The sequence below is a fragment of the Massilia sp. BAP21 genome (assembly GCF_057801335.1).
Genome location: NZ_CM173596.1, coordinates 2,271,290 through 2,286,935 on the forward strand (window position 1 = coordinate 2,271,290; position 15,646 = coordinate 2,286,935).

Below are 15,646 nucleotides of genomic sequence, written 5' to 3' on the forward strand. Positions count from 1 at the left end.
TGAAAGGAGGGCGTGATGAGCGCCGTACTGAAAGACACCCAAGATTTCCTCGTTGCAGACATCTCCCTGGCCAGCTGGGGCGAGAAGGAAATCCGCATTGCCGAAACCGAAATGCCGGGCCTGATGGCGATCCGCGAGGAATACGCCGCGACCCAGCCCCTGAAGGGCGCGCGCATTGCCGGTTCCCTGCACATGACTATCCAGACCGCCGTGCTGATCCGCACGCTGGAAGCCCTCGGCGCGCAAGTGCGCTGGGCATCGTGCAACATCTACTCGACCCAGGACCACGCCGCCGCCGCCATCGCTTCGGTCGGTACGCCGGTGTTCGCCATCAAGGGCGAAACCCTGGACGAATACTGGGAATACACCCACCGCATCTTCGAGTGGCCAGGCGACAACCACGCCAACATGATCCTCGACGACGGCGGCGACGCGACCCTGCTGCTGCACCTGGGCACCCGCGCCGAGAAGGACATCTCGGTCCTGGCCAATCCTGGCTCGGAAGAAGAAATCTGCCTGTTCAACGCCATCAAGGGCCGCCTGGCAAAAGATCCGACCTGGTACTCGAAGCGCCTGCCATGCATCCTGGGCGTGACCGAGGAAACCACCACCGGCGTGCACCGCCTGTACCAGATGCACCAGGAAGGTAAACTCGCCTTCCCGGCGATCAACGTCAACGATTCCGTCACCAAGTCGAAGTTCGACAATTTGTACGGCTGCCGCGAATCGCTGGTCGACGGCATCAAGCGCGCCACCGACGTGATGGTTGCCGGCAAGGTCGCCGTCATCGCCGGTTACGGTGACGTCGGCAAGGGCTCGGCCCAGGCCATGCGCGCCCTGTCAGCGCAAGTGTGGGTTACCGAGATCGATCCGATCTGCGCACTGCAGGCGGCGATGGAAGGCTACCGCGTCGTGACCATGGATTACGCTGCCGAACACGGCGACATCTTCGTTACCTGCACCGGCAACTACCACGTCATCACCGAAGAGCACATGCTCAAGATGAAGGACCAGGCGATCGTCTGCAACATCGGTCACTTCGACAACGAAATCGAAGTCGCCGCGCTCAAGAAGTACGAGTGGGAAAACATCAAGCCGCAGGTCGACCACGTGATCTTCCCGTCGGGCCGCCGCATCATCCTGCTGGCCGAAGGCCGCCTGGTGAACCTGGGCTGCGGCACCGGTCACCCGTCGTACGTGATGAGCTCGTCGTTCGCGAACCAGACCATCGCCCAGATCGAGCTGTTCGCCAACACCGACAAGTACCCGGTCGGCGTCTACACGCTGCCGAAGCACCTGGACGAAAAAGTCGCGCGCCTGCAGCTGAAGAAGCTGAACGCCCAGCTGACCACGCTGACCGAAGAGCAGGCTGCCTATATTTCGGTGAGCCAGGACGGTCCGTACAAGCCGGATCACTACCGCTATTAATTAGCGCGCAATCCGTGTAGCAACAAGGCGGGCGCCGCGTGCGCCCGTACATGGGCAGGCATGGCCGCCCATGACGGATCATGCCCCTGTCATATGGCGCTGGCATGATCCGTGTCTTCCTACCCAATAACAAGAAACGCACCACGAAAGAAGTTGAACATGCGCCTGCTCCTGACCTGGCTGATCAACGCTGCTGCGCTGATGGCCCTGCCTTACCTGATGCACTCCGTCGCCGTCAGCAATGTCGGCACCGCCCTGATCGCCGCGCTGGTGCTGGGCCTGGTCAACACGCTGATCCGGCCCCTGCTGGTATTGTTGACTTTGCCCGTCACGCTGCTGTCGATGGGGCTGTTTATCCTGGTCATCAATGCCTTGCTGTTCTGGCTGGTGTCGCACTGGGTGAGCGGTTTCGAGGTGGCGGGTTTCTGGTCAGCCTTCCTGGCGGCTATCCTGTACAGCATCATTTCGTGGGCGCTTTCTACCTTGCTCCTGAAAGACGATGGAAACGCATAATTTCAGCATCGAGTTCTTCCCGCCCAAGACGCCCGAAGGCGTGGAAAAACTGCGCGTCACGCGCCGCAAGCTGGCCGAACTGAACCCGACGTATTTCTCGGTGACCTTCGGCGCCGGCGGTTCGACCCAGCAGGGCACCCTCGACACCGTGCTCGACATCATGGCCGACGGCCACATGGCCGCGCCCCACCTGTCCTGCATCGGTGCCACGCGCGAGTCGATCCGCGCCATCCTGCAGCAGTTCCAGCAGCAAGGCATCCGGCGTCTGGTGGCGCTGCGCGGCGATTTGCCGAGTGGCTATGGCGGCGCTGGCGAACTGCGCTACGCCAATGAATTGGTGGAATTCATTCGCCAGGAAACCGGCGACTGGTTCCACATCGAGGTGGCGGCGTATCCGGAAATGCATCCGCAGGCCCGTTCGCCCCAGGACGATCTGCAGAACTTCGCACGCAAGATCGGCGCCGGCGCGAATGCCGCGATCACCCAGTATTTCTACAATGCCGACGCCTATTTCCAGTTCGTCGACAACACGCGCAAGCTGGGCATCGAGGTGCCGATCGTGGCCGGCATCATGCCGATCACGAACTACACGCAGTTGATGCGTTTTTCCGATATGTGCGGCGCCGAGATTCCGCGCTGGGTGCGGCTGAAGCTGGCCAGCTTCGGCGACGACAGCGCCTCGATCAAGGCCTTCGGCCTGGACGTGGTAACCGGCCTGGCCGAACGCCTGCTGGCTGGCGGTGCGCCCGGCTTGCACTTCTACAGCATGAACCAGGCGGCGGCCACCACTGCCATCTGGCAGCGCCTGACTGGAACTGAGCGGCAACTGAGCGGCAACTGAGCGGCAAATTAACCGCAGTGCAAAGGGCTTCAACACAAGAAATCCCGGCAGCGCCCCAAGCGTTGCCGGGATTTTTTATTCCCTGGCTATTCCAGGCTTGTCTTTTCGGTCACGATCAGGTCGAGCGGCAAGTCGTGCACATCGATATCGAACTGCGCAGCCTGGCAGGCATAGGCCACGCCGATTGTTGCCGGACGCACGCCGCCGGCCAGCGTGCGGTCGTAGAAGCCGCCGCCATAACCGAGCCGGTAACCCTGTTCGTCGAACCCGAGGCAGGGCACCAGCAGCGCCGGCGGACGGGCAACGAAGCGCAGGTCGGCCGGCACCGCGATGCCCGTCAAGTCCTTGCCCATCGGTTCACCCGGCGTCCAGGCCGCAAATGCCAGTGGTGCATGGCGCTCCAGCACCACCGGCAGCGCCAGGGCTGCGCCTTCCAGGGCGAGCTGGCGATAGGGTTCGCTCAAATCCGGTTCGCCGCCCAGCGGCCAGTAGACGGCCAGCAGCGGCGGACGGGTACGGCGCCACCAGGCCAGCACCTGCTCGCCGATGCGGCGGTCGGCGGCGTGTTTGTCGTCGCCGGTGAGTCCGGCACGTTGGGTTTTGAGGTGTTTGCGCAACGCCGCCTTGGCTGCGGCCGCGCTTGCCTTGTCCAGACCTGTCCCGCTTGAGGCGTTCTCTGGCGGCACGATTGATGCGCGTGGTATTCTTGATTCGCCGGTCATGTTATCGAATGAGGGTAGAACAGCTGTGTTTTTGCTTCCAAGGAAATTGATCGCCGGCGCCGTTTTTGCTGCAACAAGCGTCGCCGCCACCAGTGTTGCCGCCATGGCCGATGCACCGCCAGCGGCGACTCCTCCCGTACCGGGTGTTATCACCGTTCCTGCCGCGCCGGGCGCCGCCCCGGCCAACGAGGCATCGCGCGCCGACGACGACACCTTCCTGCTGCTGCGCGAAGCCGCGCGCCAGAACGACGCCGCCCGCACGCATGCCCTGGCGTCGCGCCTGCCGAACTACGTGCTGCCCGGCTACGTCGAGTATTATCGTCTGAAACCGCGCCTGCGCGAGGCCACGCAGGACGAGGTTCTCGGCGTGCTGCGCCGCTTCGAGGGCAGCGCCGTGGCCGACCGCCTGCGCACCGACTGGCTGCTCGAACTCGGGCGCCAGCGCGAATGGAATGTATTCGAGCGCGAGATGGCCCTGCTCACGCGCAGCGACGACCTGCAAGTGCGCTGCTATGCCTTGCTGGCGCGCGCCCTGCGCGGCGAGCGGGTGGCGGCCGAAGCGCGTGCCTTGCTGGTCAATCCGCCTGCCTACGGCGAAGGCTGCGCGACACTCATGACCCAGCTGTCGCAATTGAACCAGTTGGGCGAGGCCGATTTGCTGGCCCAGCTGCGCCTGGCCGGCGAAATGGGCGCCACCGGCCCCTCGCGCCGCATCGCCGCGCTGCTCGGCGCCTCCGACACGCGCGCCGCCCAGGCGGTCGACGTGCCGGCCGTGGCCATGGCGCGCGGCATCGGCGCGAATCGCGTCGAACACGAAATCTACCTGGTGGCCCTGGGCCGCATGGCGCGCACCAGCCTGAAGCTGGCCACCGTCGCCCTGGAAAAGAACAGCAGCAAACTAAGCGCGGAGGAAAGGGCGATCGGCTGGGCGAATGTCGCGCTGGCCGCCTCGATCGTCCTGTCGAACGAGGCCCACGACTACTGGAAGCGCGCCGCCGGTGCCCCGCTGACCAATTTCCAGCTCGAATGGAAAACCCGCATGGCGCTGCGCCGCGGCGACTGGGCGACGGTGGCGGCCACCATCGACGCCATGCCGCCGGCGCTGGCTGCCGAGTCGGGCTGGATCTACTGGCGCGGCCGCGCGCACAATGCCCAGGGCCGCAAGGAAGATGCACAGGCCCTGTACCGCCGCATTGCGACCCCGAACAATTTCTATGGTCAGCTGGCAACCGAAGAATTGGGCGAACTGGTGAGCACGCCGCCGCTGGCCGCGCCGCCCACGCCGGGCGAAGTGGCCTACGTGGCCGCGCTGCCGGCGATGCGCCAGGCCATGAAGTTCTACGAATTGCGCCTGCGCGCCGAGGGCAACCGCGAATGGAACTGGGCGCTGCGCAATTTGTCGGAGCGCCAGCTGCTGGCCGCCGCCGAATATGCGCGCCGCAACGAGCTGCTCGACCGCATGGTCGAAACCTCGCTGCGCACGCGTAACGAGCTCGACTTCAACCAGCGCTTCCCGGCCCCGCACAACGACATCCTGCAGCCGGCAGCGAAAAACCTCTCGCTCGACACGGCCTGGGTCTACGGCCTGATCCGCCAGGAATCGCGCTTCGTCAGCGATGCGCGCTCGGGCGTGGGCGCGGCCGGCCTGATGCAGGTGATGCCGGCCACCGGCAAGTGGGTGGCGGCGAAGATCGGCCTGACCGACTTCGTGCACGACATGCTGCACGACGCGCGCACCAACATCACGCTGGGCACCAATTACATGAACATGGTGCTGGAAAATAACGGCGGCTCGCAGGTGCTGGCCACTGCCGCCTACAACGCCGGCCCGGGCCGTTCGCGCACCTGGCGCGGTGTGCTCGACGCGCCGATGGAAGGCGCGGTGTTCGTCGAGTCGATTCCGTTCTCGGAAACCCGAACCTATGTGCGCAATGTGATGTCGAATGCGACGAACTATGCCGCTTTGTTCGACAAGCGGCCGCAGTCGCTCAAGGCGCGCCTGGGCACCATCGCACCGCGGGGAGGCTCGGGCGCCTTGCCCTGATCGATTTACCTGCATTGCCTTTCTGGCGAGGCCCCCATGCGCGACCTGTCGGTGGTGGTATTCGGCGGTACCGGTTTCATCGGCAACCATTTGCTGGCGCTGCTTGCCGAGGAGAGCATCCCAGTGCTGGCGCCCGCGCGCCACCCCGAGCGCGTGCGTCATCTCACCATGCTGCCCGGGGTCGACGTGGTCGAGGCCGACATCCACGACGACGCCACCCTGCGCCGCCTGCTGGACGGGCATACGAGCGCGATCAACCTGGTCGGCATCCTGCACGGCAGCCGCGGCCGTCCCTACGGCCCCGAATTCCAGCGCCTGCACGTGGACCTGCCGCGCCGCATCGCCGAAGCCTGCGCGGTAAGCGGGGTCGGGCACTACCTGCACATGAGCGCCCTGGGCGCCAACATCGACGGCCCCTCGATGTACGCGCGCTCGAAAGCCGACGGCGAACTGGCCGCGCGCAGCCGGCCCGAGGTTGCCGCCACCATCTTCCGCCCCTCGGTGGTGTTCGGCCCGGGCGACCATTTCCTGACCGTGTTCGCGCGCCTGCAGCGGCGCTTCCCGGTGCTTCCCCTGGCCTGCGCGAACGCCGTGTTCCAGCCGATCTACGTGTGCGACGTGGCGCGCGCCTTCCTGCATGCGCTGCGCGACCCGGCCACGCGCCAGCAGGTCTACCAGCTCGGCGGGCCGAACGTCTACACCCTGGCCGAGCTGGTGCGCCTGGCCGGGCGCTATGCCGGCTGCGAGCGTCCCATTATCGAGTTGCCGGAACGGCTGGCGCGGCTCCAGGCGCGTCTGTTCGAGCGGCTGCCGGGCGAACCCATCCTCACCCGCGACAACCTCGACTCGATGCGCGTCGATAACGTGATCGACCCGGCGGTCCAGGACTTGACAGCGGCCGCGCTGGGAATCAAGCTCACTGCGCTCGAGTCGGTCGCCCCGCATTACCTGGCGCCGGGCGAGCCGCTCGACCGCCTGCGCGCCCGCGCCGGCCGCTGATCCATTACCCCTCGACAGGAAAGCCATGCAGACCACGGAACTCGACCCGACCCTCAGCGATGCACTGAACAAGGCGCGCCAGCCCGGCCTCACGCTCGTCATCGGCAACAAGAACATCTCGTCGTGGTCGATGCGGCCCTGGGTGGCGGCGGTCGCGTTCAACATTCCGTTCACCGAAGTACGCCTGCTGCTCGACCAGCCCGACACCGCCACCAACATCGCCAACTACTCGCAGGCGGGACGGGTGCCGGTGCTGCTGGCCGGCGAGATGACGATCTGGGACAGCCTGGCCATCTGCGAATACCTGGCCGAGCAGTTCCCCGACAAGCATTTGTGGCCGCAGGACGTGGCCGCGCGCGCCATGGCGCGTGCCATCACCGCCGAGATGCACTCGGGCTTCGCCGCCCTGCGCAACGACATGTCGATGAACATCCAGGCCAGGCTGCCGGGCCGCGGCCGCACGCCGGGCGCCCAGGCCGACATCGGCCGCATCTGCGAAATATGGGAAGAATGCCTGGCGCGCTTCGGCCACCACGAGTACCTGTTCGGCGATTTTTCCATTGCCGACGCCTTTTATGCGCCGGTGGTCACGCGCTTCAAGACCTATGGCGTGGCGCTGGCGCCGGCCCTGCAGGCTTATTGCGACCGCGTGCTGGCCCATCCGGCGGTGGCGCGCTGGGTGCGCGAAGCGATGGCGGAAACCGATCCGACCCCGCTGCACGACGCGGACTTGCCGCGCGCATGACGATGAAGATCTACGTTGTCGGCGGCGCCGTGCGCGATGCCCTGCTCGGCCTGCCGGTGCAGGACCACGACCACGTCGTGGTCGGCGCTACCCCGGAGCAGATGGTCGCCGCCGGTTTCCGCCCGGTGGGCAAGGACTTCCCCGTCTTCCTGCATCCGAAAACGCAAGAGGAATACGCACTGGCGCGCACCGAGCGCAAGACCGCGCCGGGCTACCACGGCTTCGTGTTCCACACCTCGCCTGACGTTACGCTGGAAGACGACCTGGTGCGGCGCGACCTCACCATCAACGCCATGGCGCGCAGCCATGACGGCGACGGCGCCATCGTCGACCCGTATGGTGGGCAGCGCGACCTGGAAGCGCGCCTGTTCCGCCACGTCTCCGAGGCCTTTGCCGAAGACCCGGTGCGCATCCTGCGCGTGGCGCGCTTCGCGGCCCGCTTCGCCGAGTTCCGTGTGGCGCCGGAGACGAATGCGCTGATGCGCGCCATGGTGGAAGCGGGTGAGGCCGATGCGCTGGTACCCGAGCGCGTCTGGCAGGAGATCGCGCGCGGCCTGATGGAAGCGCGGCCCTCGCGCATGTTCGCGGTGCTGCGCGACTGCGGCGCGCTGGCGCGCATCATGCCCGAGCTCGATGCATTGTGGGGCCGGCCACACCCGCTGGAAGCGGACAGCGGTGTCCGCGCCATGCGCGTGATCGACCATGCCGCCGCGGGTGGGCACACGTTGGCGGTGCGCTTCGCCGCGCTGGTGCTCGACGTGGCGGCGATCGACGGCCTGTGCGCGCGCCTGAAGGTGCCGAACGACTGCCGCGACCTGGCCCTGATGACGGCGCGCGAACATGGCGGCATCGGCGCCGTCCTGGGCGAGCCGGCCGAGAGCCTGGTCGCCCTGTTCGCCCGCTGCGACGCCTACCGCAAGCCGGAACGCTTCGTCGACATGCTGCTGGCGCTTGAGTGCGCCACGTTGGGCGGCGACTATCCGCAGCGCCCCTGGCTGCTCGGCGCCCTGGGCGCGGCGCGCGGCGTGAACGCCGGCGAGGTCGCCGCCCGCTGCGGCGCCGACAAGGCGGGCATTCCGGCAGCCGTGCTGGCCGCGCGCGTGGCGGCGGTGCGCGCTTGGATGGGGCAATCGCCTTCGACGCCGCCATGAACGCGCGCTTCCGGCCGGCCTGAATCGCGCGCGATGCCTTGCCTGACTCGCCGCTTGATTCTTCGCTCAACTCGTCCGTTAACTCTTGTTACAAGCGCGTACGCGAACGGCCCCACGCTTGCGCTATGCTCATCGCACTATGGGTAAATTGCTACGTTGGTCGGACCAGGCGTTTGCAGGCACGATGCGCCGGATGGAAGCGCTGCATCCGCGCCGGCGGCTGCAGTACGTCGCGGGCGCGGCGGCGGTGCTGATCGCACTGCTGGCGGTACTGTACACGCGTACCACCGGGGTCGATGTCGACAACCAGAACCGCGTGATGTTCCAGCTGCACGAACTGCAGCAGCTCGACGCCGGCTGGGATGCCGACCTGCTGCGCGCCCACATCGGCAGCGGCCTGGCCGACGCGCGCCTGGCCGCGCCGGTGGCGCAGATGCGCGAACTGATGAGCGACCTGGAAGAGGCGCTGCCGGCCAGGCGCGACCGCGCCGCGCGCCAGGCGCACACGGCGCTGGCGGCGTCGCTGCGCATGAAGGCCGACCTGGTGGCCGAATTCGGCACCCTGAACCCGCCGCTGCGCGCCGCCCTGCAGTCGCTGCCGCCGGCGCTGGCCGACCTGAAGACGGAACTCGGCGGCATCGAAGGCGCGCTGGCGCCGGGCCGGGTGGTGGTGCGCATCGACGCATTGCTCAACGATCTGCTGGCCGACACCCTGCGCTACAACCTGGCGCCGAATCCAGGCCTGGCCAGGCGCATCGAGATCACCCTGGCCCAGATCGAGCCGCAGAAGTCGCGCTTTTCGCAGGCCATCATGGACCAGATCGACGCCCTGGCGCGCGACACCCGTACCATCCTGGCCAACCGCCCGCGCGAAAACGCGCTCGAAATGCAGATCGCCGCGCTCGGCACTGGCGAGGCGATGGCGCGCCTGGGCCGCGAGTTCGACCGTGCCTTCCAGGCCGAGGTGCTGGAGCGCCAGCGCTACCGCGGCTTCCTGTTCGGCTATTCAATCCTGCTGCTGGCGCTCCTGGCCTATGCCGGCTGGCGCCTGCGCCGCAGCTACCGCATCATCAACGACGTCAACCACCGCCTGAAGGCGGCCAACGACACCCTGGAACACCGCGTGGCCGAGCGCACCGCCGAGCTGGAAGAGCAGTCGAAGAAGCTGGCGCGCCTGGCCCAGCACGACAGCCTGACCGGGCTGGTGAACTATGGCCAGCTGACCCGGCTGCTGGAACTGTCGCTGGTGCGCGCGGCGCGGCGCGACACCGTGGTGGCGGCGATGTTCATCGACCTCGACGGCTTCAAGGGCGTGAACGATACCTGGGGCCATGCCACCGGCGACCTGGTGCTGCAACTGGTGGCGCGCCGCGTGCAGAAGGTGCTGCGCGCCGAGGACGTGCTGGCGCGCCTGGGCGGCGACGAATTCGTGATCATGCTCGAAGGCGTCGGCATGCCGGACGGGGCGTTGCGCGTGGCGCAGACGGTGCTCAACGAAATCGAAGGCATCAACGAGGCCGACGGCAATCCGGTACGGATCTCGGCCAGCATCGGCATCGCCAGCGCGCGCGGCCGCGCCGGCGCCGAGCATGGCGCGGCGGCGCTGCTGGCCGATGCCGACAAGGCCATGTACGCGGCCAAGCAGGCCGGCAAGGGCACCTTCGTGATCAGCCCGAACGCGCAGTGGGGCAGCCCGGAATCCGATGAAGCCGCGGGGGCGGATCAGGGCGGCTGATGGGCTAGAATGTCCGCATGTCCGAAAACCCGCGCCGCGCAAACCCTTTCACCCACTGGCTGGCCAGCCTGGCCGGCAAGACCGACCGTCCGGCTGTCCTGGTCAAGGAGCTGGGCAAGCGCGACCGCCGCCGCATGCTCAAGCATTTCCTGGCACTCGACACGAACGACCGCCTGCTGCGCTTCGGCACCGTGCTGCCCGACGAGCAGGTCCATGCTTATGTGAACAAGATCGATTTTTCGCGCGACATCGTGTTCGGCGTGTTCAGCAACGTGTTCCAGCTGGTCGGCGTCGGCCACCTGGCCTTCGGCCCGGCCGAGCCGGGACGTGCGGCCAATACCAGCAAGGAGCGGGTGGCCGAATTCGGCGTCTCGGTCTCCAGCAGTGCGCGCGGGCAGGGCGTGGGCACGCGCCTGTTTCAGCGCGCATCCATCCACTGCCGCAATTCGGACATCGATACCTTATACATGCAGTGTTTGTCGACCAACCGCACCATGATGCACATCGCGAAGAAGGCGGGGATGGAGATCAAGCGCGAGTATGGCGAGGCGGATGCCTACCTGCACCTGCCGCCGCCCAGCCCGGGCAGCGTGATGCGCGAGGCGCTGGATGAACAATTGGCGGTGATCGACTACACCGTCAAGGCGAATGCACGCGCGGCGGTGAAGTGGTTCACGCCAAGGAAACGCAGCAAATAGGGTTGGTAGGGTGGGCCGGGCCGCGCTGGGCACCTGTGCCCACGCGGTACCACAGGTGCACCTCGAAAAGCTGCCCGGTAGGCGACGAAAACGGCCGCTTCGCGACCCTTTTCGACCAATCATGCGTCCTACCGCGTGGACACAGGTGTCCACCCTACGAACACCCAGTACCACGGTTGAGCATCGAAAAATATCCCGACAGGGAAGCAGAAGCAACCGTTTTGCGAGATTGTCGATAGACATGCGTTGAACCGCGTGGGCTCGAGAGCCCACCCTACGAACCCACGAAAATCGACGCAACCGTGATTACCGCGTCGGCGGCGCCTCGATCGGCAGCGCCGTCGTTTCCTTGATCCGCTGCAGCGCAAAGCTCGACTTCACATCCAGCACCGACGGGTGGCGCAGCAAGGTCGCCATCATGAAGCGCGAGAAGTGGTCCATGTCTTCCACGTGCACGCGCAGCAGGAAGTCCATTTCCCCGGTCATCGCGTAGCAGGCCACCACTTCCGGCCAGGCCGCCACCGCCTGGGCGAATTCGAAACGCGGCGAAGTCGCCGGCACGCGCGAGTTGGCCGGGCCTTCGCTGTGCTTTTCCAGGCGCACGTTCACATAGGCCAGCAGGCCCAGCCCGATCTTGTCGGGGTCGACCAGGGCCACGTACTGGCGGATGACGCCGGCTTCTTCCAGGCGCTTGATGCGGCGCAGGCAGGGCGAGGGCGACAGGTTCACGCGCTCGGCCACGTCCTGGTTCGACAGCCGTCCGTCGGCCTGGAGGATTTCCAGGATCTTGCGGTCTGTTTTATCGAGCTCGATCTTTGACATAAATTTTCCTTCCATTCTATACAGCCGCAATTTTATTGCGCATTTGATTCCGCGTGGGGAATTGATTGGTATTTAATGCCGGGGACACGGGACTATACTGTCGCCAAACGCGGAGGAGACATCTCCGTGGCGCTCCCAATAATAAAAACGGCGCCAAATTCGAAGGACGTGTATCGGGTAGCGGGGCTTGCCAGGACGGCGGCCCCGCTGCCTTGCGTCCTGCATAACGATGACGGAGACACCATGAACGCACCTCTCGACCCCTCCCAGCTGCAGCCATCCCAGCCGGACCACGCCATCTCGCTCGACGACAAGTGGACGCTCGAACGCGGCCGCGCCTTCATGACCGGCACCCAGGCCCTGATCCGCCTGCCGATGCTGCAGCGCGAACGCGACGTCAAGGCTGGCCTGAACACCGCCGGCTACATCACCGGCTACCGCGGTTCGCCCGTCACCGCCGTCGACCAGACCGCGATGAAGGCCAAGAAGCACCTCGACGCCCACCACATCAAGTTCCACCCGGGGATGAACGAAGACCTGGCGGCCACCGCCGTCTGGGGCACCCAGCAGACCAATCTGTACAAGGATGCCAACTACGACGGCGTGTTCGCCATGTGGTACGGCAAGGGCCCGGGCGTGGACCGCTGCGGCGACGTCTTCAAGCACGGCAACAACGCGGGTTCGTCGCAGCACGGCGGCGTGCTGGTGCTGGCCGGCGACGACCATGCGGCCAAGTCCTCGTCCACCGCGCACCAGTCGGACCACATCCTGACTGCCTGCGGCATCCCGGTGCTGTACCCGTCGTCGGTGCAGGAATACATCGACTACGGCCTGCACGCCTGGGCCATGAGCCGCTACACCGGCCTGTGGGTGTCGATGAAGTGCGTTACCGACGTGATCGAGTCCGGCTCAGTGGTCGACCTCGACCCGGACCGCGTGCAGACCGTTATCCCGACCGACTTCGAAGTGCCCGAAGGTGGCCTGAACATCCGCTGGCCCGACGCCGTGCTGGACCAGGAAGTCCGGATGAACAACCACAAATGGTATGCGGCCCTGGCCTATGCCCGTGCGAACAAGCTGAACAAGATCATCTGGGATAGCCCGATGCCGAAGATCGGCATCATCACCGCCGGTAAAAGCTATGTCGACACGCGCCAGGCCCTGGCCGACCTCGGCATCGACGAGCAGGCAGCCGCCGACATCGGCATCCGCCTGTACAAGATCGGCATGACCTGGCCGCTCGAATCCGAAGGCGTGCACGCCTTCGCGCGCGGCCTGGACGAAATCCTGGTAGTGGAAGAAAAGCGCCAGGTGATGGAATACGCGCTGAAGGAAGCGCTGTACAACCTGCCCGACGGCGAGCGTCCGCGCGTGGTCGGCAAGTTCGACGACACCGGCGAATGGAGCAACAAGGACCGCAAGGGCCATGGCGACTGGCTGCTGCCGGCCACCTATGAACTCAATCCGGCCCAGATCGCGCGGGCGATTGCCTCGCGCATCACGCACTACTGCGCCGGCCATCCGGTGGCCGAGCGCGTGCGCGAACGCATCGCCTTCCTCGAGGCGAAAGAGCTGGTGCTGAAGAATATCCCGGCCAAGGCCAATCCCGAGACCGACCGCATTCCCTACTTCTGCTCGGGCTGCCCGCACAACAGTTCCACGAAAGTGCCGGAAGGCTCGCGCGCCATGGCCGGCATCGGCTGCCACTACATGGTGCTGTGGATGGACCGCGAGACCTCGACCTTCACCCACATGGGCGCCGAGGGCACGACCTGGATCGGCCAGTCGCCGTTCACCAGCGAGAAGCACGTGTTCGTGAACCTGGGCGACGGCACCTACTTCCACTCGGGGATCCTGGCGGTGCGCGCGTCGGTGGCGGCCAAGGTGAACATCACCTACAAGATCCTGTACAACGACGCGGTCGCCATGACCGGCGGCCAGAACGTCGACGGCCCGCTCGACCCGGGCATGATCACGCGCCAGATCGCGGCCGAAGGCGTCAAGCCCATCATCGTCGTCACCGACGAGCCGGACAAGTACCCGAGCGACTATGCCTGGGCCGAAGGCGTGACCGTGCGCCACCGTTCCGAGCTGATGGACGTGCAGAAGGAACTGCGCGAGATGCCGGGCGTGTCGGCCGTGATCTACGACCAGACCTGCGCTTCCGAGAAGCGTCGCCGCCGCAAGAAAGGCGAGTTCCCCGACCCGGCCAAGCGCGCCGTCATCAACGAGGCCGTGTGCGAAGGCTGCGGCGATTGCTCGGTGCAGTCGAACTGCCTGTCGGTCGAGCCGCTGGAAACGGAACTGGGCCGCAAGCGCCAGATTAACCAGTCCTCGTGCAACAAGGACTTCTCGTGCGTCTCCGGCTTCTGCCCCAGCTTCGTCACGGTGGAAGGCGGTGGCCTGAAGAAGCCCAAGAAAGCCGCAGCGGCGACCGATAACGCTGCACCTGCGCTGCCTGCGCCACGCATCCCGGAAATCGGCGCACCGTTCGGCATCCTGGTGGCCGGCATCGGCGGCACCGGCGTGGTCACCGTCGGCCAGATCCTGGCGGTGGCGGCCCACGTCGAGGGCAAGGGCGCCATCGTGCTCGACCAGTCCGGCCTGGCCCAGAAGGGCGGCCCGGTGATGTCGCACGTGCGCCTGGCCCGGCAGCAGTCCGACCTGTATTCCACCCGCGTCGGCACCGGCAGCGCGGACCTCGTGATCGGCTGCGACCAGATCGTCGCCGCCAGCCGCGATGCGCTCTCGCGCATGGGCGAGGGCCGCACCTGGGCCGCCGTCAACGGCACCGGCGCCACCACCGCCGCCTTCGTGAAGAACCCGGACTGGCAATTCCCGGCCGAAGGCTCGCGCGGTGCGATCGTGCAGGCCTGCGGCGAGGGCAACGTCGATTTTATTGACGCCGGCCGCATCGCCACCGCGCTGATGGGCGACGCGATTGCCACCAACATGTTCATGCTCGGCTACGCCTTCCAGAAGGGCCGCGTGCCTTTGACGGAAGCAGCGCTGATGAAGGCCATCGAACTGAATGGCGTCTCGGTGCCCTTCAACAAGGCGGCCTTCCACTGGGGCCGCACGGCCGCGCACGACCTGGCATCGGTAACCAGGCTGGTTACGCCGGCCAAGGTGGTCGAGTTCAAGCGCACGCAAACGCTGGACGAGTTGATCGCCCGCCGCGTCGAACTGCTTACCGCCTACCAGAATGCCGGCTATGCGGCGCAGTACAAGGCCTTCGTCGAGGGCGTGCGCGCGGCAGAGGCCAAGCTGGGCAAAGGCACGCGCCTGACCGAGGCGGTGGCGCGCTACCTGCACAAGCTGATGGCCTACAAGGACGAGTACGAGGTTGCGCGCCTACATACCGATCCAGCCTTCCGCGAGAAGATCGCCAACATGTTCGAGGGCGACATCACCGTGAAATTCCACCTCGCGCCACCGCTGCTGGCGAAACACGACAAGGAGGGCCGTGCGCTGAAGCAGGAATACGGTCCGTGGATGGCGAAAGCCTTCGGTGTGCTGGCCAAATTGAAAGGACTGCGCGGGACCCCGTTCGACGTGTTCGGCTATACCGAAGAGCGCAAGCTCGAACGGGCCCTGATCGCCGAGTACCGCGCCACCGTGGCGGCGCTGCTGCCCAAGCTCTCGGGCGAGAACCTGGCCCAGGCAGTGGCGATCGCCAGCATCCCGGAAGACATCCGCGGCTATGGCCACGTGAAGGCGCGCCACCTGAAGGCCGCCAAGGAGAAGGAAGCGAATCTGTTGTCGGCTTTCCACAACCCGACGCCGAGCAGCCGCGCTGCCTGATCCTCGATCGCAGCTGCGTTGATCGCCTGAATACGCCGGTGCTGGCTCTATGCCAGCCCGGCGTTTTTTTCGTCCAGGAATACGCCAGTATGTGAAAAGTTATGCAAAATAAATTTAAAAAAAGCAATCGTGCGCTCTTCTCAA

At 66.1% G+C, this 15,646-nt stretch carries 12 protein-coding genes; 10 read left to right on the forward strand and 2 right to left on the reverse strand.

The features are described 5' to 3' along the window. Positions 1–15 precede the first annotated feature (15 nt). From ahcY to metF, 3 genes are all read left to right on the forward strand, one after another. On the forward strand, positions 16–1,428 hold the full coding sequence (gene ahcY, locus ACWYRN_RS10030; protein ID WP_313175029.1) for an adenosylhomocysteinase: 1,413 nt from the start codon (positions 16–18) through the stop codon (positions 1,426–1,428). A gap of 159 nt (positions 1,429–1,587) precedes the next feature. After that, positions 1,588–1,941: a phage holin family protein gene (locus ACWYRN_RS10035; protein WP_229436013.1), complete on the forward strand. Its 354-nt coding sequence runs from the start codon at positions 1,588–1,590 to the stop codon at positions 1,939–1,941. Beyond that, positions 1,928–2,782, forward strand: coding sequence for a methylenetetrahydrofolate reductase [NAD(P)H] (gene metF / locus ACWYRN_RS10040; RefSeq protein ID WP_488692241.1), 855 nt, complete (start codon positions 1,928–1,930; stop codon positions 2,780–2,782). The genes ACWYRN_RS10035 and metF overlap by 14 nt, the downstream gene beginning before the upstream one ends. Before the next feature lie 86 nt (positions 2,783–2,868). Here metF and ACWYRN_RS10045 read toward each other — a convergent pair whose 3' ends face one another. After that, positions 2,869–3,399: a 5-formyltetrahydrofolate cyclo-ligase gene (locus ACWYRN_RS10045; protein ID WP_488692242.1), complete on the reverse strand. Its 531-nt coding sequence runs from the start codon at positions 3,397–3,399 to the stop codon at positions 2,869–2,871. Positions 3,400–3,607: 208 nt separating this feature from the next. Between ACWYRN_RS10045 and ACWYRN_RS10050 the strand changes: the two genes are divergently transcribed. The 6 genes from ACWYRN_RS10050 (at position 3,608) to ACWYRN_RS10075 (ending at position 10,876) form a co-directional block, all read left to right on the forward strand. Further along, positions 3,608–5,548, forward strand: a complete 1,941-nt coding sequence (locus tag ACWYRN_RS10050; RefSeq protein WP_488692801.1) for a lytic transglycosylase domain-containing protein — start codon at positions 3,608–3,610, stop codon at positions 5,546–5,548. 36 nt (positions 5,549–5,584) lie between these two features. Beyond that, complete coding sequence (locus tag ACWYRN_RS10055) at positions 5,585–6,547, forward strand: complex I NDUFA9 subunit family protein (protein WP_488692243.1); 963 nt, start codon at positions 5,585–5,587, stop codon at positions 6,545–6,547. A gap of 25 nt (positions 6,548–6,572) precedes the next feature. Then, positions 6,573–7,292, forward strand: a complete 720-nt coding sequence (locus ACWYRN_RS10060; protein ID WP_488692244.1) for a glutathione S-transferase family protein — start codon at positions 6,573–6,575, stop codon at positions 7,290–7,292. A gap of 2 nt (positions 7,293–7,294) precedes the next feature. After that, on the forward strand, positions 7,295–8,443 hold the full coding sequence (locus ACWYRN_RS10065; RefSeq protein ID WP_488692802.1) for a tRNA nucleotidyltransferase/poly(A) polymerase-related protein: 1,149 nt from the start codon (positions 7,295–7,297) through the stop codon (positions 8,441–8,443). Positions 8,444–8,636: 193 nt separating this feature from the next. Continuing rightward, positions 8,637–10,178, forward strand: a complete 1,542-nt coding sequence (locus ACWYRN_RS10070; protein ID WP_488692245.1) for a diguanylate cyclase — start codon at positions 8,637–8,639, stop codon at positions 10,176–10,178. A gap of 17 nt (positions 10,179–10,195) precedes the next feature. Continuing rightward, positions 10,196–10,876 (forward strand): GNAT family N-acetyltransferase, encoded by a 681-nt coding sequence (locus tag ACWYRN_RS10075; RefSeq protein ID WP_488692246.1) that lies wholly within the window; start codon positions 10,196–10,198, stop codon positions 10,874–10,876. A gap of 306 nt (positions 10,877–11,182) precedes the next feature. Here the strand turns inward: ACWYRN_RS10075 and ACWYRN_RS10080 are convergent, their stop codons facing one another. Further along, positions 11,183–11,698, reverse strand: a complete 516-nt coding sequence (locus tag ACWYRN_RS10080) for an Lrp/AsnC family transcriptional regulator (protein ID WP_229436002.1) — start codon at positions 11,696–11,698, stop codon at positions 11,183–11,185. Between the two features lie 243 nt (positions 11,699–11,941). Here ACWYRN_RS10080 and ACWYRN_RS10085 point away from each other — a divergent pair, with 243 nt between their 5' ends. Further along, positions 11,942–15,502: an indolepyruvate ferredoxin oxidoreductase family protein gene (locus ACWYRN_RS10085; RefSeq protein ID WP_488692247.1), complete on the forward strand. Its 3,561-nt coding sequence runs from the start codon at positions 11,942–11,944 to the stop codon at positions 15,500–15,502. Positions 15,503–15,646 lie beyond the last annotated feature (144 nt).